The sequence below is a fragment of the Azospirillum sp. TSO22-1 genome, from assembly GCF_003116015.1.
Lineage (GTDB): Bacteria > Pseudomonadota > Alphaproteobacteria > Azospirillales > Azospirillaceae > Azospirillum.
Genome location: NZ_LGQZ01000061.1, coordinates 61,782 through 86,001, shown reverse-complemented (window position 1 = coordinate 86,001; position 24,220 = coordinate 61,782). Strand labels below are relative to the sequence as shown.

At 70.0% G+C, this 24,220-nt stretch carries 22 protein-coding genes and 1 pseudogene; 15 read left to right on the top strand and 8 right to left on the bottom strand.

Annotation, left to right across the window (positions count from 1 at the left end; genetic code table 11):
- Positions 1-637: pseudogene (locus TSO221_RS16610) on the bottom strand (NAD(P)(+) transhydrogenase (Re/Si-specific) subunit alpha); the annotation flags it as partial.
- Positions 638-922: 285 nt separating this feature from the next.
- Here TSO221_RS16610 and TSO221_RS16605 point away from each other — a divergent pair.
- A complete protein-coding gene (locus TSO221_RS16605) occupies positions 923-1,171 on the top strand; it encodes a DUF2312 domain-containing protein (protein WP_109119624.1) in 249 nt (82 codons plus the stop codon).
- A 17-nt stretch (positions 1,172-1,188) separates the two neighbouring features.
- Here the strand turns inward: TSO221_RS16605 and TSO221_RS16600 are convergent, their stop codons facing one another.
- Positions 1,189-1,830: a cation transporter gene (locus TSO221_RS16600; RefSeq protein ID WP_109119623.1), complete on the bottom strand. Its 642-nt coding sequence runs from the start codon at positions 1,828-1,830 to the stop codon at positions 1,189-1,191.
- Positions 1,831-2,025: 195 nt separating this feature from the next.
- Between TSO221_RS16600 and TSO221_RS16595 the strand changes: the two genes are divergently transcribed.
- From TSO221_RS16595 to TSO221_RS16575, 5 genes are all read left to right on the top strand, one after another.
- Positions 2,026-2,466 (top strand): CBS domain-containing protein, encoded by a 441-nt coding sequence (locus tag TSO221_RS16595; RefSeq protein ID WP_109119622.1) that lies wholly within the window; start codon positions 2,026-2,028, stop codon positions 2,464-2,466.
- A 382-nt stretch (positions 2,467-2,848) separates the two neighbouring features.
- Positions 2,849-3,772, top strand: a complete 924-nt coding sequence (locus TSO221_RS16590) for a response regulator (RefSeq protein ID WP_158284116.1) — start codon at positions 2,849-2,851, stop codon at positions 3,770-3,772.
- Between the two features lie 215 nt (positions 3,773-3,987).
- Positions 3,988-7,488, top strand: a complete 3,501-nt coding sequence (locus TSO221_RS16585) for an indolepyruvate ferredoxin oxidoreductase family protein (RefSeq protein WP_109119620.1) — start codon at positions 3,988-3,990, stop codon at positions 7,486-7,488.
- A 399-nt stretch (positions 7,489-7,887) separates the two neighbouring features.
- The gene (locus tag TSO221_RS16580) at positions 7,888-8,403 is read left to right on the top strand and encodes a helix-hairpin-helix domain-containing protein (RefSeq protein WP_109119619.1); all 516 of its coding nucleotides are present in this window, start codon (positions 7,888-7,890) and stop codon (positions 8,401-8,403) included.
- A gap of 72 nt (positions 8,404-8,475) precedes the next feature.
- Positions 8,476-8,949 (top strand): hypothetical protein, encoded by a 474-nt coding sequence (locus TSO221_RS16575; protein ID WP_109119618.1) that lies wholly within the window; start codon positions 8,476-8,478, stop codon positions 8,947-8,949.
- A gap of 10 nt (positions 8,950-8,959) precedes the next feature.
- On the opposite strand, the gene TSO221_RS16570 is transcribed toward TSO221_RS16575, so the two are convergent.
- The gene (locus tag TSO221_RS16570) at positions 8,960-9,745 is read right to left on the bottom strand and encodes a helix-turn-helix domain-containing protein (protein ID WP_247878082.1); all 786 of its coding nucleotides are present in this window, start codon (positions 9,743-9,745) and stop codon (positions 8,960-8,962) included.
- A 339-nt stretch (positions 9,746-10,084) separates the two neighbouring features.
- Here TSO221_RS16570 and TSO221_RS16565 point away from each other — a divergent pair, with 339 nt between their 5' ends.
- From TSO221_RS16565 to TSO221_RS16550, 4 genes are all read left to right on the top strand, one after another.
- Positions 10,085-10,438, top strand: a complete 354-nt coding sequence (locus TSO221_RS16565) for a hypothetical protein (RefSeq protein ID WP_109119617.1) — start codon at positions 10,085-10,087, stop codon at positions 10,436-10,438.
- A 67-nt stretch (positions 10,439-10,505) separates the two neighbouring features.
- A complete protein-coding gene (locus TSO221_RS16560) occupies positions 10,506-12,326 on the top strand; it encodes a M3 family oligoendopeptidase (RefSeq protein WP_109119616.1) in 1,821 nt (606 codons plus the stop codon).
- Positions 12,327-12,407: 81 nt separating this feature from the next.
- On the top strand, positions 12,408-12,800 hold the full coding sequence (locus TSO221_RS16555) for a hemerythrin domain-containing protein (RefSeq protein ID WP_109119615.1): 393 nt from the start codon (positions 12,408-12,410) through the stop codon (positions 12,798-12,800).
- 75 nt (positions 12,801-12,875) lie between these two features.
- Positions 12,876-13,427 carry an NAD(P)H-dependent oxidoreductase gene (locus tag TSO221_RS16550; RefSeq protein WP_109119614.1) on the top strand — a complete coding sequence of 184 codons (552 nt, stop codon included), beginning with the start codon at positions 12,876-12,878 and terminating at the stop codon, positions 13,425-13,427.
- Here TSO221_RS16550 and TSO221_RS16545 read toward each other — a convergent pair.
- Entirely contained in the window at positions 13,424-14,161 is a 738-nt protein-coding gene (locus TSO221_RS16545) for an outer membrane beta-barrel protein (protein WP_158284115.1), read from the bottom strand. The genes TSO221_RS16550 and TSO221_RS16545 overlap by 4 nt on opposite strands.
- A gap of 108 nt (positions 14,162-14,269) precedes the next feature.
- On the opposite strand from TSO221_RS16545, the gene TSO221_RS16540 reads away from it, so the two are divergent.
- Entirely contained in the window at positions 14,270-15,616 is a 1,347-nt protein-coding gene (locus tag TSO221_RS16540) for an AarF/UbiB family protein (RefSeq protein ID WP_109119612.1), read from the top strand.
- 238 nt (positions 15,617-15,854) lie between these two features.
- Here the strand turns inward: TSO221_RS16540 and TSO221_RS16535 are convergent, their stop codons facing one another.
- Positions 15,855-16,085 carry a helix-turn-helix transcriptional regulator gene (locus TSO221_RS16535; RefSeq protein ID WP_199229500.1) on the bottom strand — a complete coding sequence of 77 codons (231 nt, stop codon included), beginning with the start codon at positions 16,083-16,085 and terminating at the stop codon, positions 15,855-15,857.
- Between the two features lie 175 nt (positions 16,086-16,260).
- On the opposite strand from TSO221_RS16535, the gene TSO221_RS16530 reads away from it, so the two are divergent.
- A complete protein-coding gene (locus tag TSO221_RS16530) occupies positions 16,261-16,662 on the top strand; it encodes a hypothetical protein (protein ID WP_109119610.1) in 402 nt (133 codons plus the stop codon).
- Positions 16,663-16,847: 185 nt separating this feature from the next.
- On the opposite strand, the gene TSO221_RS16525 is transcribed toward TSO221_RS16530, so the two are convergent.
- From TSO221_RS16525 to TSO221_RS16515, 3 genes are all read right to left on the bottom strand, one after another.
- Positions 16,848-17,795: an anti-sigma factor gene (locus tag TSO221_RS16525; protein ID WP_109119609.1), complete on the bottom strand. Its 948-nt coding sequence runs from the start codon at positions 17,793-17,795 to the stop codon at positions 16,848-16,850.
- Complete coding sequence (locus TSO221_RS16520) at positions 17,795-18,307, bottom strand: sigma-70 family RNA polymerase sigma factor (RefSeq protein ID WP_109119608.1); 513 nt, start codon at positions 18,305-18,307, stop codon at positions 17,795-17,797. Before TSO221_RS16520 ends, TSO221_RS16525 begins: the two co-directional genes overlap by 1 nt.
- Positions 18,308-18,610: 303 nt before the next feature.
- A complete protein-coding gene (locus TSO221_RS16515) occupies positions 18,611-20,536 on the bottom strand; it encodes a propionyl-CoA synthetase (protein ID WP_109119607.1) in 1,926 nt (641 codons plus the stop codon).
- A 235-nt stretch (positions 20,537-20,771) separates the two neighbouring features.
- On the opposite strand from TSO221_RS16515, the gene TSO221_RS16510 reads away from it, so the two are divergent.
- The 3 genes from TSO221_RS16510 to TSO221_RS16500 all read left to right on the top strand — a co-directional run bounded on the left by TSO221_RS16510 (position 20,772) and on the right by TSO221_RS16500 (position 24,209).
- On the top strand, positions 20,772-21,323 hold the full coding sequence (locus tag TSO221_RS16510) for a Uma2 family endonuclease (RefSeq protein WP_158284114.1): 552 nt from the start codon (positions 20,772-20,774) through the stop codon (positions 21,321-21,323).
- Positions 21,324-21,404: 81 nt separating this feature from the next.
- Complete coding sequence (locus TSO221_RS16505) at positions 21,405-23,045, top strand: acyl-CoA synthetase (protein ID WP_109119605.1); 1,641 nt, start codon at positions 21,405-21,407, stop codon at positions 23,043-23,045.
- Positions 23,046-24,209 (top strand): GNAT family N-acetyltransferase, encoded by a 1,164-nt coding sequence (locus tag TSO221_RS16500; protein ID WP_109119604.1) that lies wholly within the window; start codon positions 23,046-23,048, stop codon positions 24,207-24,209.
- Positions 24,210-24,220: the final 11 nt, after the last annotated feature.

Sequence of the window (24,220 nt, the reverse complement as noted above, 5' to 3'; positions counted from 1 at the left end):
TGACCTGCTCCTTGACGGCGGGGCGCACGTCGGTGGCCGAGACGATGGCGCCCAGGCGCTTGGCGGTGGCGATGGCCTGCAGGCCCGCCACGCCGACGCCCATGATGAAGGCGCGCGCCGGCTGCACGGTGCCGGCGGCAGTCATCATCATCGGGAAGCCGCGCGTATACTCGCTGGCCGCGTCCACCACGGCCTTGTAGCCGGCAAGGTTGGCCTGGGAGGACAGCACGTCCATCACCTGCGCGCGGGTGATGCGCGGCATGAACTCCATGGCGAAAGCGTTCACGCCCGCGTCCGCGTAGGCCTTGACCGCGTCGCGGCTGGCGTGCGGGTTGAGGATGGCGAACAGCAGCGCGCCACGCTTGATGAGGGCCAGTTCGTCCGCGCCGCCTTCGGAGGCGAGCAGCGGGCGCTGCACCTTCAGCACGATGTCGGCGTCCGCCAGGGTCGCCTTGGCGTCCGGCGCGATGGTGGCGCCGGCGGCTTCGTAGGCGGCGTCGGTGACCGCGGCGCCGAGCCCGGCCCCGCTCTCGATCACGATGTCCAGCCCCAACGCCTTGAGTTTCTTCACCGTCTCCGGAGACGCCGCGACGCGGGCCTCGTTCGGGCGCCGTTCCTTGGGTATGGCGACCTTCATTTTTGTTTCCCCTTCCCCGAATGTGCTGTTCGAAAGCAATTCGCTCGCTGATTAGGCATGTTTGCCGCAATCCACGCGGCTTGTGAAGCGCCCCCCGCGCCGCACAACCCGGATTGCAGCGGGTTTCTCACACCGTGGCAACCCGCGCGATCCGACTTTCGTCGGATCGGGTCATAGACGGTCCGTCCGTGACAAGCGAACCGAGAGCTGCGCCGCCCCTTGCGAAGGCCGGGGTGCGCCGATATCGTCGCCGCTCCAAAAGACACCGGTTCAGGGGTAGCCATCATGTCCGACGTCGGCGGCATCGCCGTGGATCGCCTGCGCTCCTTCATCGAGCGCATCGAGCGCCTGGAGGAGGAGAAGAAGGGCCTCCAGGACGACATCAAGGAAGTGTACGCCGAGGCCAAGGGCACCGGCTTCGACGCCAAGATCATGCGGCAGATCGTCCGGCTGCGCAAAATGGACAAGGCCGACCTGCAGGAACAGGAAGCCATCCTGGAGCTGTACAAGCAGGCCCTGGGCATGGGCGAGTAACGCGGGCGGCGCCGGGTCTAGCGACTCGGCGCCCCGTGCGCCGCGCGCAGCTCGCCGGCCGCCTGTTGCAGGACCGACGCTGCGGCGGTGAGCGACAGGCCGGCGATGCCCGCGGCGACGATCAGATCGGGCCAGCCCGTCGCGGTGCTCCACACCCCGGCCGCCGCCATCATCACCGCCACGTTGGCCAGCGCGTCGTTGCGCGAGCACAGCCAGACCGACCGCATGTTGGCGTCGCCGCGCCGTCCAGCGAACAGCAGCGCCGCCACCGACACGTTGGCCGCCAGCGCCAGCAGGCCGACCAGGCTCATCACCGGCGCGTCCGGCACCACGCCAGCGGCGACGTTCCACACCGCGCTGCCCAGCACCCACAGCCCCAGCGCGCCCAGCGACAGCCCCTTGACCACCGCCGCCCAGGAGCGCCATTCCAGCGCCCGGCCGAGCACCCACAGGCTGATGCCGTAATTGGCCGCGTCGGCCAGGAAGTCCAGCGCGTCGGCGCGCAGCGCCATGGATTCGGCCTGGATGCTCGCCGCCATCTCGACCACGAACATCAGCGCGTTGACCAGCAGCGCCAGGCGCAGGATACGCCGGTAATCCGCCCGCCGGTTGGCCGGGCCGCCGCCCGTCCCGCACGTCCCGCCGCAGCACCCGCCCATCGCCCGCTCCTTCCAGACACAGCGTTCCCGGCCTTGAGGATAGGCGCGCCCGGTCCGGGCGTCCAGGCCGGCTCATTAGAAATATCTGATTTTGCATATCCGTCTGGCCCGTTGCGGCGCGGGAGCGGCACCCTAGATGATCAAGAAGCCGATCATCCGCGCAGCAAACACCTGTCATCCAGGGGGGCTAACGCCATGAGCACCATCACCGACGTCTTGGGCACCAAGGGCCATACCATCGTCTCGATCCTGCCGACCGACACCGTGGCGGACGCCGCCCGGCTGCTGACCGAGAAGCGCATCGGCGCGCTGGTGGTGCGCGACCGGCGCGGCAAGCTGGTGGGCATCCTGTCCGAGCGCGACATCGTCCGCGCCATCGCCGACCACGGCGAGGAGGCGCTGGAGGACCGTGTCGAGGACCTGATGACCAAGGAGGTCCGCACCTGCAAGCCGACGGACTCCATCAAGGACCTGATGCAGATGATGACCCTGCGCCGCCACCGCCACGTGCCGGTGTGCAACGAGGTCGGCGACCTCGTCGGCATCGTCTCCATCGGCGACGTGGTGAAGGCCCGCCTGAGCGAGCAGGCGCACGAGGTGGCGGTGCTGCGGGATCTGACGCTGGTGAAGGGGTGATACCCCCACCCCGCCCCTCTCCCACCGTCGCCGTGGCGCCGGGACCGCCCGGCGCGGCGAACGGCGGCGCCTCCGCGTGATCCCCCTGTGGCTACCCCCATGCCGCGCCCGGCGCGGCCGGGGGTAGCCGGGCCGCCGCCCTCCGGCTCCAGATCGGGAGTGCGGACGTTCTGTACGGTCTGCCCCGCGCGCCCGCGGTCGCCCTGATCGGCCATGCCATCCTCCCAACGCGGTCTCCACCCGGCCAGTATCCTCGCCGGGCGGAAGCTCCTCTCGGCGAACCGTCCGGGAATGGCGCTAACCCCTCTCCCCGTCCTGCGCCCGCGGCCTCCACGGACGATATTTCCGCTCGACGATGAACGACCGAGCGACCGTACGGCCCATGACCCCGCGCACCCTCGCCCGCCTGAAGATCCTGGTCGCCGACGACAATGCGCTGCTGCGCCGCGGCCTGAAGGAGATGCTGGGTCTGTGGGGCGTCGGCCGCGTGGTGACCGCCGGCGACGGCTCGGAAGCGCGCAACCTGCTGTGCGGCGAGCCCATCGACCTGGTGGTCACCGACTGGGTGATGGCGCCGGTCGACGGTGCGGCGCTGCTGCGCTGGATCCGCCACGCGCCGGACAGCCCGCGCCCCGACCTGCCGGTGATCGTGCTGACCGCCCAAGCCGACGTGCCGACCGTCCGCGCCGCCTGGGACGCCGGAGCCGACGCCGTTCTGGCCAAGCCGGTCTCCGCCGTGGTCATCGCCCGCCGGATCGAGGCGGTGCTGCGCCGCCCCCGCCGCCCGGTCCCCGCCGCCCCACGCGCCGCCACCCCGCCCCCGCCGCCCGGCGAGGCGCTGTTCCCGCAGGTCGCCGGACACGAGGCGCCCCGCCTCTCCGCCGCCCCCGGCACGCCGGCCGAACGCGAACGCCGGCTGCGCCTGCTGATCGCACTGGATCGGCTGGAGGGCGTGCTCGACCGCGCCGCGCCGAACTTCGCCGCGCTGCGCATCGTCGCCGCCGACCTGCAGCACGCCGCCGCCGGCGACGCGCTGCAGGAGGAGATCGTGCGGTCGCTGGCGCGTTGCGTCACCCGGGTGGACCCGTTCGTGCCGGCCTTCCTCGACACGCTCAGGGCGCACCACGCCGGCCTGCGCTGGCTGGTGACGCGCGAGGGCGAGGCCACCGCCGCCGACCGCAGCCTCGCCACCTGCCTCGCCGCCGGGGTGGACTCGCTGATCGAGCGGCACCCCATCGTCGAGGGCACGGCGTGGGAGGAATCGGAAGCTCCGCGCCCGCCGCGCGGCCCCCGGCTGCTCGGCTGAGGCACCCCCGGCACCGATAGTCCGGACCGGTAATTTCCGTTCGCCCAGCGAATCCCTATATTGAAAATCGACGGAGACGCGTCCGCCGACCGTTCCTTGCTTTTTCACGCGGCACCCCGGCCGGCGATGGACTGATACGACAGCAGCTATTACCTTTCTGTCAGTTGAACAAAGAGCGCGCAAACGTCCGGCGCGCCGATTCGGGGATGGAAAGCATGGCTCTCGCCACCGTGACTCTCGAGGACAAGTACGCGCTCGAGCAGGGGCGCGTGTACCTCACCGGCACCCAGGCGCTGGTGCGCCTGCCGATGATGCAGCGCCAGCGCGACCTCGCGGCCGGCCTCAACACCGGCTGCTTCATCTCGGGCTACCGCGGCTCGCCGCTCGGCGGGCTGGACCAGAACCTGTGGAACGCCCGCAAGTTCCTGGAGAAGAACCACATCGTCTTCCAGCCCGGGGTGAACGAGGAACTGGGCGCCACCGCGGTGTGGGGCAGCCAGCAGGTCGGCATGTTCCCCGGCGCCAAGTACGACGGCGTCTTCGCCATGTGGTACGGCAAGGGGCCGGGCGTCGACCGCTCCGGCGACGTGTTCAAGCACGCCAACGGTGCCGGCACGTCGCGCCACGGCGGCGTCCTGGTGCTGGCCGGCGACGACCACAACGCCAAGTCCTCGACCTTCCCGCACCAGTCCGAGCACGCCTTCTCGCACGCCATGATCCCGGTGCTGAACCCGGCCGGGGTGCAGGAGATCCTCGACTACGGCCTGATCGGTTGGGCGATGAGCCGGTATTCCGGCTGCTGGATCGCCATGAAGACGATCGCCGAGACGGTGGACACCTCGGCCTCGGTGACCGTCGACCCGCACCGCGTGCACCCGGTCGTCCCCGACGACTTCCCGATGCCCATGGGCGGCCTCAACATCCGCTGGCCCGACCCGCCGCTGGAGCAGGAACACCGGCTGATGCGGCACAAGCTGTACGCCGCCCTGGCCTTCGCGCGCGCCAACCGGCTGGACCAGGTGGTGATCGCCTCGCCGCGTCCGCGCTTCGGCATCATCACCACCGGCAAGAGCTATCTGGACGTCCGGCAGGCCTTCGACGAGCTGGGCATCTCCGAAGAGATGGCCGCGGACCTCGGCATCACCGTCTACAAGGTGGCCATGCCCTGGCCGCTGGAGCGCGAGGGTGCGCGCCACTTCTGCGAGGGCCTGGAGGAGGTGATCGTCGTCGAGGAGAAGCGCGCGGTCATCGAGAACCAGCTGAAGGAGCAGCTCTACAACTGGCACCCGGACGTCCGCCCGCGCGTCGTCGGCAAGTTCGACGAGCACGGCGAGTGGATCCTCCCCTCCGCCGGCGAGCTGTCGCCAGCGCAGATCGCCGTGGTCATCGGCCGCCGCCTGCTGAACTTCGTCGAGAACGAGCAGATCAGGCAGCGCGTCGCCTTCCTCGACGCCCAGGAGAAGCAGAAGGCGCACGTCGCGCGCATCGTGCGCAAGCCGACCTTCTGCTCCGGCTGCCCGCACAACACCTCGACCGTGGTGCCCGAGGGCAGCCGCGCCCTGGGCGGCATCGGCTGCCACTACATGGCGACGTGGCTCGACCGCAAGACCGACACCTTCACCCAGATGGGCGGCGAGGGCGTGCCCTGGGTCGGCCAGGCGCCGTTCACCGAGGAGAAGCACCTGTTCGCCAACCTCGGCGACGGCACCTACCACCACTCCGGCATCCTGGCGATCCGGCAGGCGATCGCGGCCAAGGTCAACATCACCTACAAGCTGCTGTTCAACGACGCCGTCGCCATGACCGGCGGCCAGCCGCTGGACGGCACGCTGACCGTCTCCTCGCTCGCCAGGCAGCTGACCGCCGAGGGCGTCCAGCGCATCGTCGTCGTCTCCGACCAGCCGGAGAAGTACGGCCCCGAGTCCGGCCTGCCGCCCTTCACCGCGGTCGAGCACCGCGACGACCTCGACCGCGTGCAGAAGGATCTGCGCGAGGAGGGCGGCGTCACCATCCTGATCTACGACCAGACCTGCGCCACCGAGAAGCGCCGACGCCGCAAGCGCGGCAAGATGCCGGACCTCGCCAAGCGCACGGTGATCAACGAACTGGTCTGCGAGGCGTGCGGCGACTGCTCGGTCAAGTCCAACTGCGTGTCGGTGGTCCCGGTGGACACCGAGTTCGGCCGCAAGCGGCAGATCGACCAGTCCACCTGCAACAAGGACTTCTCCTGCGTCAAGGGCTTCTGCCCCAGCTTCGTCACCGTCGAGGGCGGCCAACTGCGCAAGCCCAAGCCGGCGGCGAAGGCCGGGGTGGACGCTTCCACTCTGCCCGACCCGGTCCTGCCCTCCATCGACGGGCGGCCGTGGAGCATCTACATCACCGGCGTCGGCGGCACCGGCGTGGTGACGGTGGGTGCGCTGCTCGGCATGGCCGCGCACATCGAAGGCAAGGGCGTCGGCGTGCTCGACATGACCGGCCTCGCCCAGAAGGGCGGTGCGGTGACCAGCCACATCCGCATCGGCAAGGCGCCGGAGGACATCCACTCGGTCCGCATCGCCGCCGGCGGCGCCGACGCGGTGGTGGCCTGCGACGTGGTGGTGGCGGCGGCCGGCGACGGCCTGTCGAAGATGGCAGCCGGGCGCACCCGTGCGGTCGTCAACACGCATGAGCTGATCACCGCCGACTTCACCAAGCAGCGCGACCTGACGATCCCCGTCGGCGACCTCGTCGGCGATATCGCGCAGGCCTGCGGCGGCACCGACCGCGTCGCCGCGGTGGACGCCACCGGGCTGGCGACCAGCCTGCTCGGCGACAGCATCGCGTCCAACCCGTTCATGCTCGGCTACGCGTGGCAGAAAGGGCTGATCCCGCTGTCGGCCGAGGCGCTGCTGAAGGCCATCGAGCTGAACGGCGCCGCCATCGAGATGAACAAGCAGGCCTTCCTCTGGGGCCGCCTCGCCGCCCACGACCAGGCGGCCGTCGAGGCCGCGGCGGTCCCGGCGGAAAGCGCCGGCGCCGCTCCCATCGACGAGCAGCGCCGCCTGTCCGAGACCCTGGACGAGATGATCGAGCGCCGCACGCGCTTCCTCACCGACTACCAGGACGCCGCCTACGCCTCGCGCTACCACGCGACGGTGGACTGGACGCGCCGCGTCGAGGGGCAGAAGGTCCCCGGCTCGACCGTGCTGACCGAGGCGGTGGCCCGCTCGCTGTTCAAGCTGATGGCCTACAAGGACGAGTACGAGGTGGCGCGCCTCTACACCGACACCGGCTTCTTCGACAAGCTGGACCGCATGTTCGAGGGCGACTGGAAAGTGAAATTCCACCTCTCCCCGCCGGTGCTCGGCCAGACCGGCGAGGACGGCACCGGCGAACCGAAGAAGCGGGAATTCGGCCCGTGGATGCGCAAGGCCATGGTCTGGCTGGCCAGGGGGAAGCGCCTGCGCGGCACCCCGCTCGACCCGTTCGGCTGGCTGCCGGAGCGCAAGACGGAGCGCCAGCTGATCTCCTCCTTCGAGGCGACGGTGGGCGAGATGCTGACGAAGCTCGACCGCGGCAACCTCGGCCTCGCGGTGGAGATCGCCAAGGTGCCGATGGACATCCGCGGCTACGGCCCGGTCAAGGAGCGCAACCTGACCGCCGCCAAGGCCCGCGAGGCCGACCTCCTCAGCGCCTTCCGCGCCCCCGCCACGCCGCAGCCGATGGCGGCGGAGTAAAGGGAGAAGTCCTCGCGCTGGGCTCCCACCCGCCCCCTCCCCACAAAGCGAGGGGGTTGGGAGGGAGCCCGACGCGAAGACCTCCCACGGGAATCTTGCAAGCGCCTTTTCAAGCGATTGCCCCATTGCCGATTCGGCCGGGTCGTGCTAGGATGAAAATCCTCAAGAGGCGTGGTGCGCCTGCACCCCGGGATGGCGTACTGAACAGCCCCTGCACACTGTTCCATAGTGTTCCATTCTGTTCCACAAGCGCCCCGCGCGGCACATAAGCCGTGGCCCCCCGCTGCCTTGGCAGCAGATGGGGCCTGCACAACGGCGCACAACGCCTCACCACCGAGCGTGAGCTTGGGAACACGGCCACGGTCTCCGGGTTTTTCTTGAAAAGCTGGAGGATGTGCCATGCCGAGCAAGCCCACCAAGACGACGGCGAGCCCCGAACCGAAGAAGACCGCCGCGAAGGCCGCCAAGCCCAAGAGCGCCACGGCCAAATCGACGGCGGCCAAGCCTGCCACCGCCAAGAAGACCCCCACCCGCGCCGCCAAGCCCGCGGCCCCCAAGGCGGTCCCCAACAAGACGACCATCGTCGACACCGTGCGCGCGGTGGTCGATGCCGCGGCCGCCATCGTCGGTGCGGCGGTGACGGTGAACGCCGCCATCGGTCCGAAGAAGGGCAGGACCGCCAGGAAGGTCACCAAGGCGCTCGACACGGCCGCCGGCGTGACCGCCGCGGCTGTGGCGCTGGTCAACCTCAACCGCGCAGATCCGGATGCATTGGCGTCGCTGAAGGGCATCGGGCCGAAGCGCGCGCAGAAGATCGTCGAGTCCCGCCCCTTCCAGGCGGTGGATGACCTGACGGCCCGCAAGCTGTTGCCGAAGAAGGCGGTGGACGAGCTGCGCGACCGGCTGAGCGTGTAAGGACGGGTAACTGACCAGAGTCAAGGCGCCGGCCACGCGAGGCGGGCAAGGTGCTGGGCAAGAGGACCCTCGATGCCCAGACGCTTCGTCATCGCCCCGTTGCCCGCCACCCACATCGACCAGGCCTTCCCGGTCGTACAGCCGCTGCGCCCCGGCTTCACGCCCGCACAGTGGCGCGCCCTGGCCGCGCCGTTCGCCGAAGCGGGGGACGCGCGCGGCATCGTCGCCTGCCGCATGGGCTCCGGCCACATCCGCGGCCTGTTCTGCTACGCGCTGGACGAGGCGGGGGTGTTACGGGTCGGCCCGTTCGCGGTGGCCGGCCTGTTCGACGCGCCCGCCACCGCCGACGGCCTGATCGAGGCGGCCGGCCAAGTGGCGCAACGGCTGGGCGCCAGCCGCATCGTGGTGAAGTGCGACGCCCTGGCGGTCACCGCGGTACCGCACTGCGATCTGGCGGATCTGTTCGCCCACCGCGGCTACCGCGTGGAGGGCGACGCGCTGGTGAGCGAGAGCGCGTCCAGCGCCCCCGCCGTCGCGAACGCCTGAACAGAGAAGGTTACGCCACCCGCCCGGCCATGTCCGACAGGGCGTCGGGGTCGAGCAGGCGGATGCGGTCGGCCGCCACGCGCTCGATCAGCCCGGCGTCCTCCAGCTTGCGGAACTGCCGCGACAGCGTCTCCGGCCGCAGGCCGAGGTAGGCGCTCATGTCGGTCTTCTGCATCGGCAGGAAGACCGTCGGTTGCGGGTCGCCGGCCGTCCCCTCCGCGCGGCGTGCCAGCGCCAGCAGGAACGAGCCGATGCGCTCCGCCGCGTTCTTGCAGCCGAGCAGCAGGATCTGGTCCTGCGCCGCCGTCAGCTCGATGGAGGTCATGGCCAGCAGCCGCCCCTGCAGGTGCGGGTGCCGCGCCATCATGGTGCTGAGTCCGTTGCGCGGGAAGCGGCAGACGGTGGCGGCGGTGATCGTCTCGGCGGTGTAAGCGAAGCTGTCGCCGTAGGACAGCCCGATCATGTCGCCGGCGCTGGCGAAGCCGGTGATCTGCTGCCGCCCGTCGGGGAGCATCTTGAAGAGCTTCAGCATGCCGGACGTCACGGTGTAGACGGCATCGGCGTGCTCGCCCTCGCGGATCACCGGCAGGCCGGAGGCCAGCACCCGGCTGCGCGAGATCGCGGAGAGCCCGGACAACTCCGCCTCGGCCAGCGCCGCGCACATCCCCTTGGCGCGGGCTTGGCAGGAGGAGCAGAACGTCTCCTTACGGGCGGCAGGCAGCGGGCCGGCCGCGACCCCGGTGGTCATCGCGCGCCACGCACCGGCATCCTCGTTCGGGGCGACTGAAAACAGCATTTCCACCCTCCAAGGCTTCCGCATCCGGCCACGACACCGATGATCGGGCCAATGTCGTACGCCATTGGGCAGAGGTTATGGGGCTGCCGAGGTCACAAACAGTGATTCAGATCAATTGTTGATCAGGATTGGTGCAGTGCAGAAAGCATTTCCGGATTTCTTGATTATTATCAAATCACAGGCGCATATACTTTAGGTGCATCTCGCTCTACTTTCGGGTTATACACCATCACCGGCGGCAACGCGCCGGCCCTTTCCGGCCCGATTCCCGCACGCCGGGCTGGCCAAGCGCACCTATTCCCTCTACAGGATAGACAGTCCCGCCCTGCCCCGGCCTGCATGTCCCAGAACCCGCCCATCGCCGGAATTCGCCCGATCCTCTCCGTCGTGCATCCAAACGGCGAGCGGCTGATCGTGGCGCGGCTGACCAACGCCGGAGCGAGCAGCCAGTCCAACCGCTTCGTGCTGCGCCGGGTCGACCTGCGCTCGCCGTGGGAGCAGCCGGACAACGGCTATTTCGGCTACGCCGAGGTCGCCCGCGCGCTGGATGCCCAGGGCTGGCGCGGCTGCCGCATCGAGGCGATGCCCACCACCGACCCCGACGAGCGGCGCGCCCGCGCCCTGGCCAAGCGCAAGCTGCACATGCAGTGCGTGGACGCCGCCATCCGCCGCGTGCAGGAAGCGGGCGCTTGACACGCGTCTTTCCTTGGACGGCCGCTCCGCCTATATCGGGAAGGTCGCCCTTCTGAGAGGATTCCGCATGTTCCGCAGCGCCGCCCTGGACAACGCCGCCGGCCCCGACCTGGGGACGCTTCCCACCTGGGACCTGCGCGACCTCTATCCGGGGATGGACTCGCCCGAGCTGAAGGCCGACCTCGTGCGCATGGAGGGCGAGGCCAAGGCCTTCCACGAGGCCTACGCCGGCCGCGTCGCCAGCCTCGACGGCGACACGCTGGCCCGCGCCGTGCGCGAGTACGAGCGGATCGACGAGGTGCTCTCCCGCGCCATGTCCTACGCCGGGCTCGTCTACTCCGGCAACATGGCGGACCCGGAGATCGGCAAGTTCTACCAGTCGGCGCAGGAGCGGGTGAACGGCATCTCCACCCACCTCGTCTTCTTCACGCTGGAGATCAACCGGATCGACGAGGACGCCCTGCAGTCCCGCGTCCGGGCGTCGAAGGACCTCGCCCACTACGCCTCCTGGATCCGCGACGTCCGGCTGTACCGCGAGCACCAGCTCTCCGACGAGCTGGAGCGTCTGCTGCACGAGAAGCACGTGGTCGGCCGCGCCGCCTGGAACCGCCTGTTCGACGAGACCATCGCCGGCCTGCGCTTCCCCATGGGTGGGCCAAATGGAGTTATCAAGGATCTGACCTGCGCCGAGGCGCTGAACAAGCTGTCCGATCGCGACCCCGCCGTGCGCCGCGAGGCCGGGCAGGTGGTCGGCCGCGTGCTGGGCGACAACATCCGCCTGTTCGCGCTGGTCACCAACACCCTGGCCAAGGATAAGGAGATCGAGGACAAGTGGCGGAACTACCCGACGCCGGTGTCCGCCCGCAACCTGTCCAACCGCGTCGAGGACGAAGTGGTGGAGGCGCTGGTCGCCGCCGTCAAGCAGGCGTACCCCAGCCTGTCGCACCGCTACTACACGCTGAAGGCCAGGTGGTTCGGCCAGACCCACCTGGACTACTGGGACCGCAACGCGCCGCTGCCCGACGACAGCGACCGCACCATCCCCTGGGCCGAGGCGCGCGACCTCGTGCTCGGCGCCTACGGGCGCTTCTCGCCGGAGTTGGCGTCCTACGGCAAGCGCTTTTTCGACAACCCATGGATCGACGCGCCGGTGCGCCCCGGCAAGGCGCCGGGCGCCTTCGCCCACCCGACGGTGCCCAGCGCGCACCCCTACCTGCTGGTCAACTACCAGGGCAAGACGCGCGACGTGATGACGCTGGCGCACGAGCTGGGGCACGGCGTGCACCAGATCCTCGCCGGGCGGCAGGGCCACCTGATGTCGGACACGCCGCTGACGCTGGCCGAGACGGCATCGGTGTTCGGTGAGATGCTGACCTTCCGCGCCCTGCTGGACAGTGAGACCGATCCCAAGCGCCGCAAGATCATGCTGGCCTCGAAGGTCGAGGACATGCTGAACACCGTGGTCCGGCAGATCGCCTTCTTCGACTTCGAGACCAGGGTCCACACCGAGCGCCGCGACGGCGAACTGACGCCGGAGCGCCTGGGCGAGATCTGGATGGGCGTGCAGACCGACAGCCTGGGGCCGGCGCTGCGCTTCGACGAGGGCTACCGCAACTACTGGGCCTACATCCCGCACTTCGTGCACTCGCCGTTCTACGTGTACGCCTACGCGTTCGGCGACTGCCTGGTGAACTCGCTGTACGCGGTGTACCAGGAGTCCGACGCCGGCTTCGCCAAGCGCTATCTGGCGATGCTGGAGGCCGGCGGCACGCTGCGCCACAAGGACCTGCTGGCGCCGTTCGGGCTCGACGCGACCGATCCGGCGTTCTGGCAGAAGGGCCTGGGGGTGATCCGCGGCTTCCTCGACGAGCTCGAGACGGCCGGCTGATCGCGCCGCGGTTTGACATAAGTCAAGAAGCTCCCGCCATGCGGTGGTAACGTGCGCCCCGAATTCCCTTTCGGAGGTCATATGACCACCCTCATCTGGGACGACGGCATGAAGGTCGGCAACGCCGTGATGGACGCCGACCATCAGGCGTTCGTCGAGCTTCTGGCCGTCGCCGCCCGCGCGGACGACGCCGAGTTCCCGGCCCTCCTCGCCGAGATCGCCACCCACCTGCGCGAGCATCTGGCCCGCGAGGAGGAGCTGATGCGCCAGCACGGCTTCCCGCCCTACCCCATCCACAAGCACGAGCACGACCGCGTGCGGCTGGAGCTGGAGGGGATCGAGAAGCGGCTGGCCGCCGGCAACCTCATGCTCGCCCGCGGCTACGTGCGCGAGGCGCTGCCGGACTGGTTCGTCGCCCACAAGAACACCATGGACAGCGCCACCGCCGGCTGGATCAAGGCGCAGGGCGGCTGACCGTCGTCTCCCTGGCCCTTGCCGAACCGCCCTCCCCGCCCCATCCCTCTTTCGGACAGACAGCAGGAGGGCGGCATGGCGGCACCGGTGCGGGTTCTCGGGTTCGCGGGCTCGTTGCGCAGGGGATCGTTCAACCGCGCCCTGCTGCGCCTCGCCGTCGAGGCGGCGCCCGAGGGCCTGGAGATCGAGGTCTTCGACATCGCCCCCATCCCGCTCTACAACGGCGACGTCGAGGCCGCCGGCTTCCCCGAGCCGGTGCAGGCGTTCCGTGAACGCATCCGCGCCGCCGACGCGCTGCTGGTCGCGTGCCCCGAGTACAACTACTCCATGCCCGGCGTGCTGAAGAACGCCATCGACTGGGCGTCGCGCGGCGCCGACCAGCCCTTCGCCGGCAAGCCGCTGGCCATCATGGGCGCCGGCGGCGGGCTGGGCACCGGGCGCTCGCAGTACCATCTGCGCCAGACCTGCGTGTACCTGGACATGCACCCGCTGAACAAGCCGGAGGTGCTGGTCCGCGTGGCCGAATCCTTCAACCCCGACGGCTCGCTGAAGGACGAGGCGGTGCGCGGCAAGGTGGCGGCGCTGCTGGCCGCGCTGGCGGCGTGGACGCGCAGAGTGCAGGGCTAGAATCCGTACCGCATCCCCACGCTCACCCCGTGGGCGCGCAGGCGCGCCTCGGTGCCGTCAATGGCGAGGGTGCGCCAGGCGCCGCGGCGCAGGCGCGGAGCACCGCCGTCCTCGGTCTCCATCGTGCCCAGGTCGGTGTGGCGGTAGGCGACGTCCAGCGTCAGCCCGCCGCCCAGCGCAATCCCCGTGCCGGCGGTCAGCTGCCACGCCAGGGAGGTGCGCCGGCCGGCCGGCGTCCACACCCGCTGGTCCAGCGACGGAAAGGACAGCGCCACCCCGTCCAGCCGGTTGTGCGACACGCCGATGCCGGCACCGACGTACGGCTCGAACCGGCCCAGCGCGGGCAGGTCCAGGTAGGTGTTGGCCATGCCGGTGAGGGTGCGCGCCTTTGCACTCATCGGCTCGTCCTCGCCGGGAAGGAAGTTGGCGTGGCCGTCGAAGCGCCAGCCCGGCCGGTAGGTGAGCGTGGCGTCCAGGCGCAGCCACGGCATCACCCGGTAACCCACCCCGGCACCGAACCCCGTGCTGCTCCCGAAGTCCCCCGCTCCCTGGGCGGCGCAGCCGTAGAGCGGCACGCGGGCCGGGTCGGTGCCGGCGCAATTCCAGTCGTGGAAGGCGGTGGAGCGCGACCAATCGCGCGACAGGTCGGCGCGCAGGTACCAGCCGCTCTCCGCCGCCGCGGCGGTGCCGGTTGCGAAAACCACGGCAAGCGCCGCCAGTGCCGGGCCCTTCATGCCCTTCCCCTCCCCTTTCGATCCGGCCCGCAGCCTGCCGAAGCCTCCGCGCCCGGTCAAGACGGCGAGACTGGTCCGGTGGCGCCCGCATCCCCACATAAAGGCGCCATGGCCAAGACCGAAGAGAACACGCTGGGCGGACGGATCGCGCGGTACGCGCGGGTCGGTACCGCCGTCGGCGGGCTCGCCGCCCGCTTCGCCGGGGAGCGCGTGCTGGGCATCCGCATCGAGCGCCAGCGCCATGCCGAGGAGCTGCGCGCCGCGCTCGGCGGGCTGAAAGGCCCGCTGATGAAGGTGGCGCAGATCCTCTCCACCATCCCCGACGCCCTGCCGCGTGAGTACGTGGCGGAGTTGTCGCAGCTCCAGGCCGACGCGCCGTCCATGGGCTGGCCCTTCGTCAAGCGCCGCATGCAGGCGGAACTGGGGCCGGCGTGGCAGGCGAAGTTCAGCCGCTTCGAGCACACCGCGGCCGCCGCCGCCTCGCTGGGGCAGGTGCACAAGGCGGTCGACCACGACGGCCGGGTGCTGGCCTGCAAGCTGCAATACCCCGACATGGCCTCGGCGGTGGAGGCGGACCTGCGGCAGCTCCAGCTGATCTTCGCCATCTTCGAGCGCTCGGACAGCGCCATCTCGACCCGGCAGATCCACGCGGAGATCGGCGCCCGCCTGCGCGAGGAGCTGGACTACGACCTGGAGGGCCGGCACGCGAGCCTCTACCGCGCCATGCTGGCGGACACGCCGGGCGTGCACGTGCCGGCGGTGGTGCACGGCCTGTCCACCAAGCGGCTGCTGACGCTGGAATGGGTGGAGGGGCGGCGCATCCTCGACTTCGTCAAGGAGCACCCGGGGAGCCGCGACGAACTGGCGATGAACATGTTCCGGGCGTGGTACGTGCCGTTCTACTACTACGGCGTCATCCACGGCGACCCGCACCTGGGAAACTACACGGTGCGGCCGGACCGCTCGATCAACCTCTTGGACTTCGGCTGCGTCCGCGTCTTCCACCCCAGCTTCGTCAAGGGCGTCATCGACCTCTACAACGCGCTGCGCGCCGGGGACCAGGACGCGGCGGTGGAGGCCTACCGCACCTGGGGCTTCGTGAACCCGTCGAAGGAGCTGGTGGAGGTCCTCAACATCTGGGCGCGCTTCGTCTACGCCCCGATCATGGAGGACCGCACCCGCCGCATCGAGGAGACCAACGCCGGCCACTACGGCCGCGAAACGGCGGAGAAGGTGCACGCCGAGTTGCGCCGCGTCGGCGGCGTGGAGGTGCCACGCGAGTTCGTCTTCATGGACCGCGCGGCGATCGGCCTGGGCTCGGTCTTCCTGCACTTGAAAGCCGAGGTGAACTGGTTCCGCCTGTTCCAGGACCTGATCAAGGACTTCGACGCGGCGGCGCTGGAGCGCCGGCAGACCGCGGCGCTGACCGCGCACGGGGTGCCGCTGCCGGCGTGAGGGGCGCCGCCCGCGGCGGCGAATGGAACGGTTTGGAACACCGTGGAACAGTGTGCGGGGCGTGTTCACTTCGCCATCCTCTCCCTGAACCCCGAACCGCCCGCGGGCCGTTGCCGGCCCAACCGTGAGTGTGGCATATCGATTCGAACATTTCAAGAACATTTGAGGTGGAGAGGAATTCCACCGCGAAGACACGAGGACGGGCCGCCTATCCAAGGCTCCGCAACCGAAGCGCTGGTCAGTCCGGCGTTGCGGCCCTGACCTCCAGTCGTTCGCGCAATCGCACCCCCGGCCCCTTGGCGTCCTCCGGGATGAACTCGATGCCAGCGGCTTCGAAGGTGCGACGAAGGTCATCAAGCGTACGGGACTTCAGTACCTCCCCACGTTCGAGGCGCGAGATGGTATCCGTGGACACATTGGCGTATTTGGCAAGGTCGCGCACACCCCAGCCCAGCGCCACGCGCGCCATCTTGCACTGAACGGCATGCATATATCGGAACCCTGTCACGATTAGGCTTGCCCCATCCGGGCCATTGCAGCATCATAACCGTGTCCCGATGTCGGGACAAGACAAGGCGGCCGAACGGGGTGCAGGAACACCCCGCCCGGCCTGACCACAACCCAGCTTGATAGGAGCTTGGATCATGGCTGATTCCGAGGATACCACGAGCGCGCGCTTATCCCGCCGGTCTTTGCTGGCGGGCGGCGGGGGCGTTCTGCTGGCCGGGGGAACGGTGGCGCAGCGCAGCGCGGCGTTCCGGGCGTGGAGCGAGTCCGTCGTGGTGTCGGACGCGCTGGCCGAGGAGGCGGTAAGGCTCGAACGCAGCGGCGCCGACACGGCGGTGATCGAGCGGGCGTGTGAGCGCTCGGAGGAGGCGGACCGGGCGTGCGACCTCGCCACGCACCGGATGCTGGCGCAGCGGCCGGACTCGCTGGGCGGGCTGGTCGAGAAGGCGCACTGCATGCGCTGGCGCATGGAGGCGACGGCCGACCGGGAGCTGATGGGCCGGCTGATCGGGGATATGGTGCGGGTGGCGGGGGTGTAGGATCCTCGGGGGGACCCTCACCCTCCCGCTCGTTCCGAGCGGGCCCCTCCCTCTCCCAGGGCGGGAGAGGGTTTTCCCCCTCACCCTGGCCCTCTCCCCGGAGGGGAGAGGGAATGGGATCCAAGGGCATGCGGCCCTTGGCGGAGAGCGCGAGAGGCAGAGCCTCTCGCATCCCCTGCCCCGGCCTAGCTGTCCTTCGGCTTGTGGGTGTCGCTGACCGGCTGGACGCCGTTGCCCTGCTCACCCTCGCGGCGCTGCTGGTCCGGGTTCTTCTCCTCCGGGTTCTGCTGCGGCGGCTGCGGCGGCGGGGCGAGGCGGCGGCCGGCCTTGACGTCGTCGTAGACGGCCTTGGTGATGCCCAGCAGTTCGTCGCGCGACAGGCGGCCGATCAGCGCGTAGGCGAGTTGGCCCTCGACCCAGTAGAAGGTCGCGACGTCGCCCTTCTGCGCGAAGCTGAAGGAGTTGTTCTGGCCCTGCGGGGCCGAACCGGCGAACAGGGTGATCCGCTTGCCCTGGTCGTTGATGTACATGTACTGCGCCCCCGCGCCCAGGTCGGTGGGCAGCGAGCGGCCGCCGACGAGGCGGTAGCCGACCTTCGACAGGTCGGGGCCGAACACCTCCTTGCCCATGCGCTGGGAGAGGAAGCTGTCGAGTGCACCGGGATCGTCCGCACCCATCTCCACCTGATAGCGTTCGTCAGCGGTGTAGAAGCGGTGCGCCTGCGCGGCCTCCTCGGCGAAGGTGATGAGGGTCTGGCGCTGCTGCTGCTGCGCCGGCGACGGGGCGGTGGCGCCTCGGCCGAAATAGCCGCCGGCGGCGCCGCTGACCAGCAGCATCACCGCCGCGGCCATGCGCACCCAGGGCTTGGCGTGCCAGGCCGGGCGGTTGTCGTTGCCGGCGATGCGGCCCTTAAGGCGGTCGGCAAGCTCCTGGGTCTCCGGCGCGGACTCCTCGCGCAGGACGGGATCGAAGATCTCGTGCAGGAGCGCCGCCTGGGCGCGGTAGTCCTCGACCTTGCGGGCGGCCTCCGGGTCGTCGGCCAGCCAGCGCTCGACGGCCAGGCGGCGGTCGCCGTCCAGCCAGCCGTCCACGTAGGCGTGGAGATCCTCGTCCTTCAGCTTGTGCGCCGTCATCACTTCACCCTCCGCAGGCCCGCCGCGGCCCCGCCGTTCGCCATCTTGGTCCGCACCGCCTCGCGCGCGCGGGAGAGGCGCGACATGACGGTGCCGATCGGAACGCCGAGAACCTCGGCGACCTCCTCGTATTTCAGGCCCTCCAGCGCCACGAGCATCAGCACCTGCCGCTGCTCGTCGGGCAGTTCGTCCACCGCCCGCATCATCTCGCGGACCTCGACGCGCTCCTCCTGCCGGGCCGGCGTGGTCAGCCGGTGCTCCACCGCGTCGACCGGCACCTCGTCCGGGCGCGACGCGCGGGAACGGACCTGATTGACGTGGACGTTGTGCAGGATGGTGAAGAGCCATGCCCGCAGGTTCGTCCCCGCCTGGAAGCTGTCGGCCCGCGAGATCGCGCGCGCCAGCGCCTCCTGCACCAGATCCTCGGCGTCCACCCGATTGCGCAGCAGCGACCGCGCATAGCGGCGCAGCGACGCGATGTGGACCTCCAGCTCGACCCCGAATTTGCTCAACCGCGCACCCGATCGTTGTCCGGCGGTGCCCTTTCGCCACGCGGCGGAAGGGCCCACCCACAGGTAGGAAGACGCGGCCGCGGTTCCCAGGTCGCCCCGAAGCCCGGTGCCGACCTGAGAAACACGGCCCCTGGGAGGTTTATTCCAGACTGTGGAGCCGGTGTAGCGGAAATTCGTCAGAATCATGGCGCCGCCGGGTCCAGGCCGTTGAAATCCCAACAGACCGGCCGTGGAAAAAATTGCCCCGGAAACGAAAAAGCCCCTTCCCCGGCATCGGGGAAGGGGCCTTCGCGAACCGCGAACCTACTCCGCCTGGTCGTACTTGGCGGCGTAGCCCAGAGACTTCAGCGCCTCGGCGATCTCCGGCAGGATGCCCGGGTCGTCGATGGTCGCCGGCACCTTGTGCTCGGCGTTGTCGGCGATCTTCTGCATGGTGCCGCGCAGGATCTTGCCGGAACGCGTCTTCGGCAGGCGGTCGACAACCACGGCGCGCTTGAAGTCGGCCACCGGGCCGATCTGCTCGCGCACCAGGGCCACGACCTCCTTGACGATCTCGTCGTGGCTGCGGGTGACGCCCGCCTTCAGGCACAGGAAGCCCAGCGGCACCTGGCCCTTGAGGTCGTCGGCGACGCCGATCACCGCGCACTCGGCGACGTCCTTGTGGCTCGACAGCACCTCTTCCATGGCGCCCGTGGACAGGCGGTGGCCGGCCACGTTGATGATGTCGTCGGTGCGGGCCATGATGTAGACGTAGCCGTCATCGTCGATGAAGCCCGCATCGCCGGTCTGGTAGTAGCCCGGGTAGTCGGCCATGTACGACTTGACGAAGCGCTCCTCGGCGTTCCACAGCGTCGGGAAGGTGCCCGGGGGCAGCGGCAGCTTGGCGCAGATGGCGCCGGTGTCGCCGCGCGGCACCTCCTTGTGCTCGGCGTCCAGGATGCGGATGTCCCAGCCGGCCATCGGGCGCGTCGCCGAGCCGTACTTGATCGGGAACAGGTGCACGCCCAGCGGGTTGCCGGTGATCGCCCAGCCGGTCTCGGTCTGCCACCAATGGTCGATGACCGGAACCTCCAGGTTGTCCTCGGCCCAGTGCAGCGTGTCGGGGTCCGAGCGCTCGCCGGCCAGGAACAGGGCGCGCAGGCTGGAGATGTCGTACTTCTTGATGAACTCGCCGTTCGGGTCATCGCGCTTGATGGCGCGGAAGGCCGTCGGCGCGGTGAACAGCGTGCGCACCTTGTGCTGGTTGATGACGCGCCAGAAGGTGCCGGCGTCCGGCGTGCCGACCGGCTTGCCCTCGAACACCACGGTGGTGCAGCCGTACAGCAGCGGGCCGTAGCAGATGTAGGAGTGGCCGACCACCCAGCCCACGTCCGACGCCGCCCAGTACACCTCGCCGGGCTCGGCGTTGTAGAGGTGCTTCATGGTCCACAGCAGCGCCACGGCGTGGCCGCCGTTGTCGCGCACCACGCCCTTCGGCTGGCCGGTCGTGCCGGAGGTGTAGAGGATGTACAGCGGGTCGGTCGCGGCGACCGGCACGCACTCGGCCGGCTGCCCCTTAGCGATGGCCTCGTTCCACTCGACGTCGCGGCCGGGAACGAGGGACGCGGTCTCCTGCGGGCGCTGGAAGATGATGCAGGCCGCGGGCTTGTGGTCCGCGTGCTCGATGGCGGCGTCCAGCATCGGCTTGTACTTGACGACGCGGTTCGGCTCGATGCCGCAGGAGGCGGAGACGATCACCTTCGGGGCGGCGTCGTTGATGCGGGTGGCCAGCTCGTGCGGGGCGAAGCCGCCGAACACCACCGAATGCACCGCGCCCAGGCGCGCGCACGCCAGCATGGCGACCACCGACTGCGGGATCATCGGCATGTAGAGGATGACGCGGTCGCCCTTCTCGACGCCCTGGGCGCGCAGCGCGCCGGCGAAGCGGGAGACCTGGTCCTGCAGCTCGCGGTAGGTGATGGTCTGGACGGTGCCGGTGACCGGGCTGTCGTAGATGATGGCCGCCTGGTCGCCGCGGCCCTGCTCCACATGGCGGTCGACGGCGTTGTAGCAGGTGTTCAGGACGCCGCCCTTGAACCAGCGGTAGAACGGCGGGTTGCTGTCGTCGAGCACCGTGTCCCAACGCTTGATCCAGGACACCTGCTCGGCTGCGTCGGCCCAGAAGCCCTGCGGATCGGACAGCGAGCGGGCATGCATCGCGTCATAGGTGGCTGCTGACGTCTGACTCATGAGAGCGTTCCCATTTTTGTTCGTTTTCTGCGGATTTCTCCGGCGCCGCGCAACGATGGGTCGCGCCGGCGCGTCAATGTGCTATAAATCATAGGGAGATTGCAAACGCGATCACGGGACGTGCGGCGCGAGGACGCGGGCGCCGGGCGGGGCCTTGGCTCACCCCTGCCCAAGCAGCGCTCCGTGCCGTATATTATCGTGAACGTGGCGTAGACACCCGACGCAGAGGTTGCCTGTGGCCCAGCCGTTGCCGAAGCCCTGGACGGTCGCCGAGTTCCTCGATTGGGAGCGCAAGCAGCCCGAACGCTACGAGTTCGTCGACGGCGTCATCCGCATGATGACCGGCGGCACGAACCAGCACTCCCGCATCAAGAGGAATCTCGGCACGGCGTTGCAGAACGCTTTGCGTGGCCGGACCTGCGAACCGTGGGTCGAAGGCCCGAAGGTCGTCACCCCGGCATCGACCACCTATCCCGATGCCGTCGTCAATTGCGGCGACGTGGACGCGAAGGACGACCGGATCGAGCACCCCGTCGTCATCATCGAGGTGCTGTCCCGCACCACCGCCGACCATGACCGCGGCGGCAAGTGGGTGGCGTATCAGGGCATTTCGTCGCTTCAGCATTACCTGCTGGTCTCGCAGGACGAACCCCGGGTGGACGTGTTCACCCGCGACGGCACCGGCTGGCGGCTGGAGGTCGTCACCGGGCTGGATGCCCACATCGCCCTGCCCGCCATCGACTGCACGCTCCCCCTGGCCGAGGTGTACGAGCGGGTGTCGTTCTAGCCCGCTCCGCCCCCTTCCCCGCCCGCCGGTTCTCTGGCAAGACTCCCTATAACGAAGAACACGGCCCAGGGGAGGACCGCCATGGCGCGCGCCACGCACAACCCGTACGAGACCGACCTCGACCAGAACGCGGCCAACACCACGCCGCTGACCCCGCTGTCGTTCCTGCGCCGCACCGCGGCGGTGTTCCCGAACCGCACGGCGGTCATCCACGGCCCGGTCCGCCGCACCTGGGCGGAGACCTACGAGCGCTGCGTGCGGCTCGCCTCGGCGCTGGCAAAACGGGGCATCGGCGTCGGCGACACGGTGGCCGTGATGGCGCCCAACACGCCTGAGGCGTTCGAGGCGCATTTCGGCCCGGCGATGATCGGCGCCGTGCTGAACGCGCTGAACATCCGCCTGGACGCCGAGGCGCTGGCCTTCATCCTCGGCCACGGCGAGGCCAGGGTGCTGATCACCGACCGCGAGTTCTCCAGCGTGATGGCCAAGGCGGTGGCGATGCTGGATCCCGCGCGCCGGCCGTTCGTCATCGACATCGACGATCCCCAGGCCAAGGGCGGCGAACTGATCGGCGCGATGACCTACGAGCAATTCCTGGAGACCGGCGACCCCGCCTTCGCATGGCGCATGCCGCCGGACGAGTGGGAGGCCATCGCGCTCAACTACACCTCGGGCACCACGGGGAACCCGAAGGGAGTCGTCTACCACCACCGCGGCGCCTACCTGAACGCCATGGGCAACATCGCCACCTGGGCGATGCCGCACCACCCCGTGTACCTGTGGACGCTGCCGATGTTCCACTGCAACGGCTGGTGCTTCCCGTGGACGGTCACCGCCATGGCCGGCACCAACGTCTGCCTGCGCGCCATCACCGCCAAGGCCGTCTACGACGGCATCGCCGACCACGGCGTCACCCACCTCTGCGGCGCGCCGATCGTCATGGGCCTGATCTGCAACGCGCCGGAGGACCAGCGCCGCGAGCTGAAGCCCGGCCTGAAGATGATGACCGCCGGCGCCGCCCCGCCGGCCGCGGTGATCGAGAAGATGGAGCGCATGGGCGTCGAGGTCGCGCACGTCTACGGCCTGACCGAGGTGTACGGCCCGGTGACCATCTGCGCCTGGCACGAAGAGTGGAACGAGCTGCCGCTGGAGGAGCGCGCCGCGATCAAGGCGCGCCAGGGCGTCAACTACGCCACGCTGGAGGGGCTGATGGTCGCCGATCCGGTGACGCTCCAGCCGGTGCCCAGGGACGGCGAGACCATGGGCGAGATCTTCATGCGCGGCAACACGGTGATGAAGGGCTACCTGAAGAACCCGCGCGCCACGCAGGAGGCGTTCGCCGGCGGCTGGTTCCACACCGGCGACCTCGGGGTGTGGCACCCGGACGGCTACATCCAGATCAAGGACCGCTCGAAGGACATCATCATCTCGGGCGGCGAGAACATCTCGACCATCGAGGTGGAGGGCGTGCTCTACAAGCACCCGGCGGTGCTGGAGGCCGCCGTGGTGGCGCGGCCCGACGAGAAGTGGGGCGAGACGCCCTGCGCCTTCGTCACGCTGAAGGAGGGCTCGACCGTCACCGAGGCGGAGATCATCGCCTGGTGCCGCGCCAACCTCGCCCACTTCAAGTGCCCGCGCACCGTGGTGTTCGCGCCGCTGCCCAAGACCTCGACCGGCAAGATCCAGAAGTTCGTGCTGCGCGAGCAGGCGAAGGCGCTGTAGGTGCCGACCTTCGACCGCTTTGTCCCCGGCGACCTGGACGCCCTGGCGCACCTGCTGCGCCAGGGCTTCGGCATCCCGCGCGCCGACCTGCTGCGCTACCGCGCGCTGTTCGGCGACGGGGTGTTCCGGGTGCTGCGGCACGAGGGCCGGCCGGCCGGCTGCGCCGCGGTCTGGGACATGCCGCAGTGGTTCGGCGGCCGGCCGGTGCCGTCGCGCGCCGTGGCGGTGGTGACGGTGGAGACGGCGGCGCGCGGCGCCGGGCTGGGCGGCGCCCTGATGGGCGCGGTGCTGCGCGAGGCGCACACCGCGGGCTGCGCGCTGTCGGTGCTCTACGGCGCGACGCTGCCGCTCTACGCCAGGCTCGGCTACGCCCGCGCCGGCAGCGCCGTCACCTACGGCGCGGCGCCGGCGGTGCTGGCGCGCGGCCCCACGGACGGGCTGCGACGCCTCGACCCGCTGGACGCCGACCTGCTGGCGGCGCTGCGGCAACGCGAGGCGCGGACCGGCAACGGGCTGGCGGAGCGCGGCGAAGCGCAGTGGACGCTGCTGCTCAAGCCCGGCGACGAGCAGGCGGCCGACGTCTACGTCGCCGACGGGCCGGACGGGCCGGAGGGCTACGTCGCGGTGCGGCCCCCGGCCGAGCGGCGGCTGACGGTGGTGGACGTGTGCGTGCACGGCCACCGCGCGGCGCAGCGGGCGCTGGGCTTCCTCGCCGGCTACCGCGCCCAGGTGGACCGCGTGACCTGGCCGGGCGGGCCGGAGGACCCGCTGGTGCACCTGGCGGCCGACACCGGCGTCGCCATCGACGGCTGGGAGGAGTGGCTGGCCCGCGTCGTCGATGTGGAACGCGCGCTCGCCGCGCGCGGCTACCCGGCGGGGGTCGAAGGCACGCTGGTGCTGGACGTCGCCGACCCGCTGCTGCCACACAACCACGGTCATTTTCTCCTGAAAGTTGCGAACGGATGCGGGCAGGTCGAGACGCTGCATGACGAAGAACAAGCCGATGTGGTGCTACCAGTTGCCGCACTGGCGCCGCTCTACACCGGTCACCTGGGCGCGGCGGCGCTGGCACGGATGGGGCTTTTGCAGGGCTCGGAGGCCGGAATTGCTATGGCTGCGAAACTCTTCGCCGGCCCGCGGCCGTGGCTGGCCGAGCGTTTCTGAGCCGCGCCGCC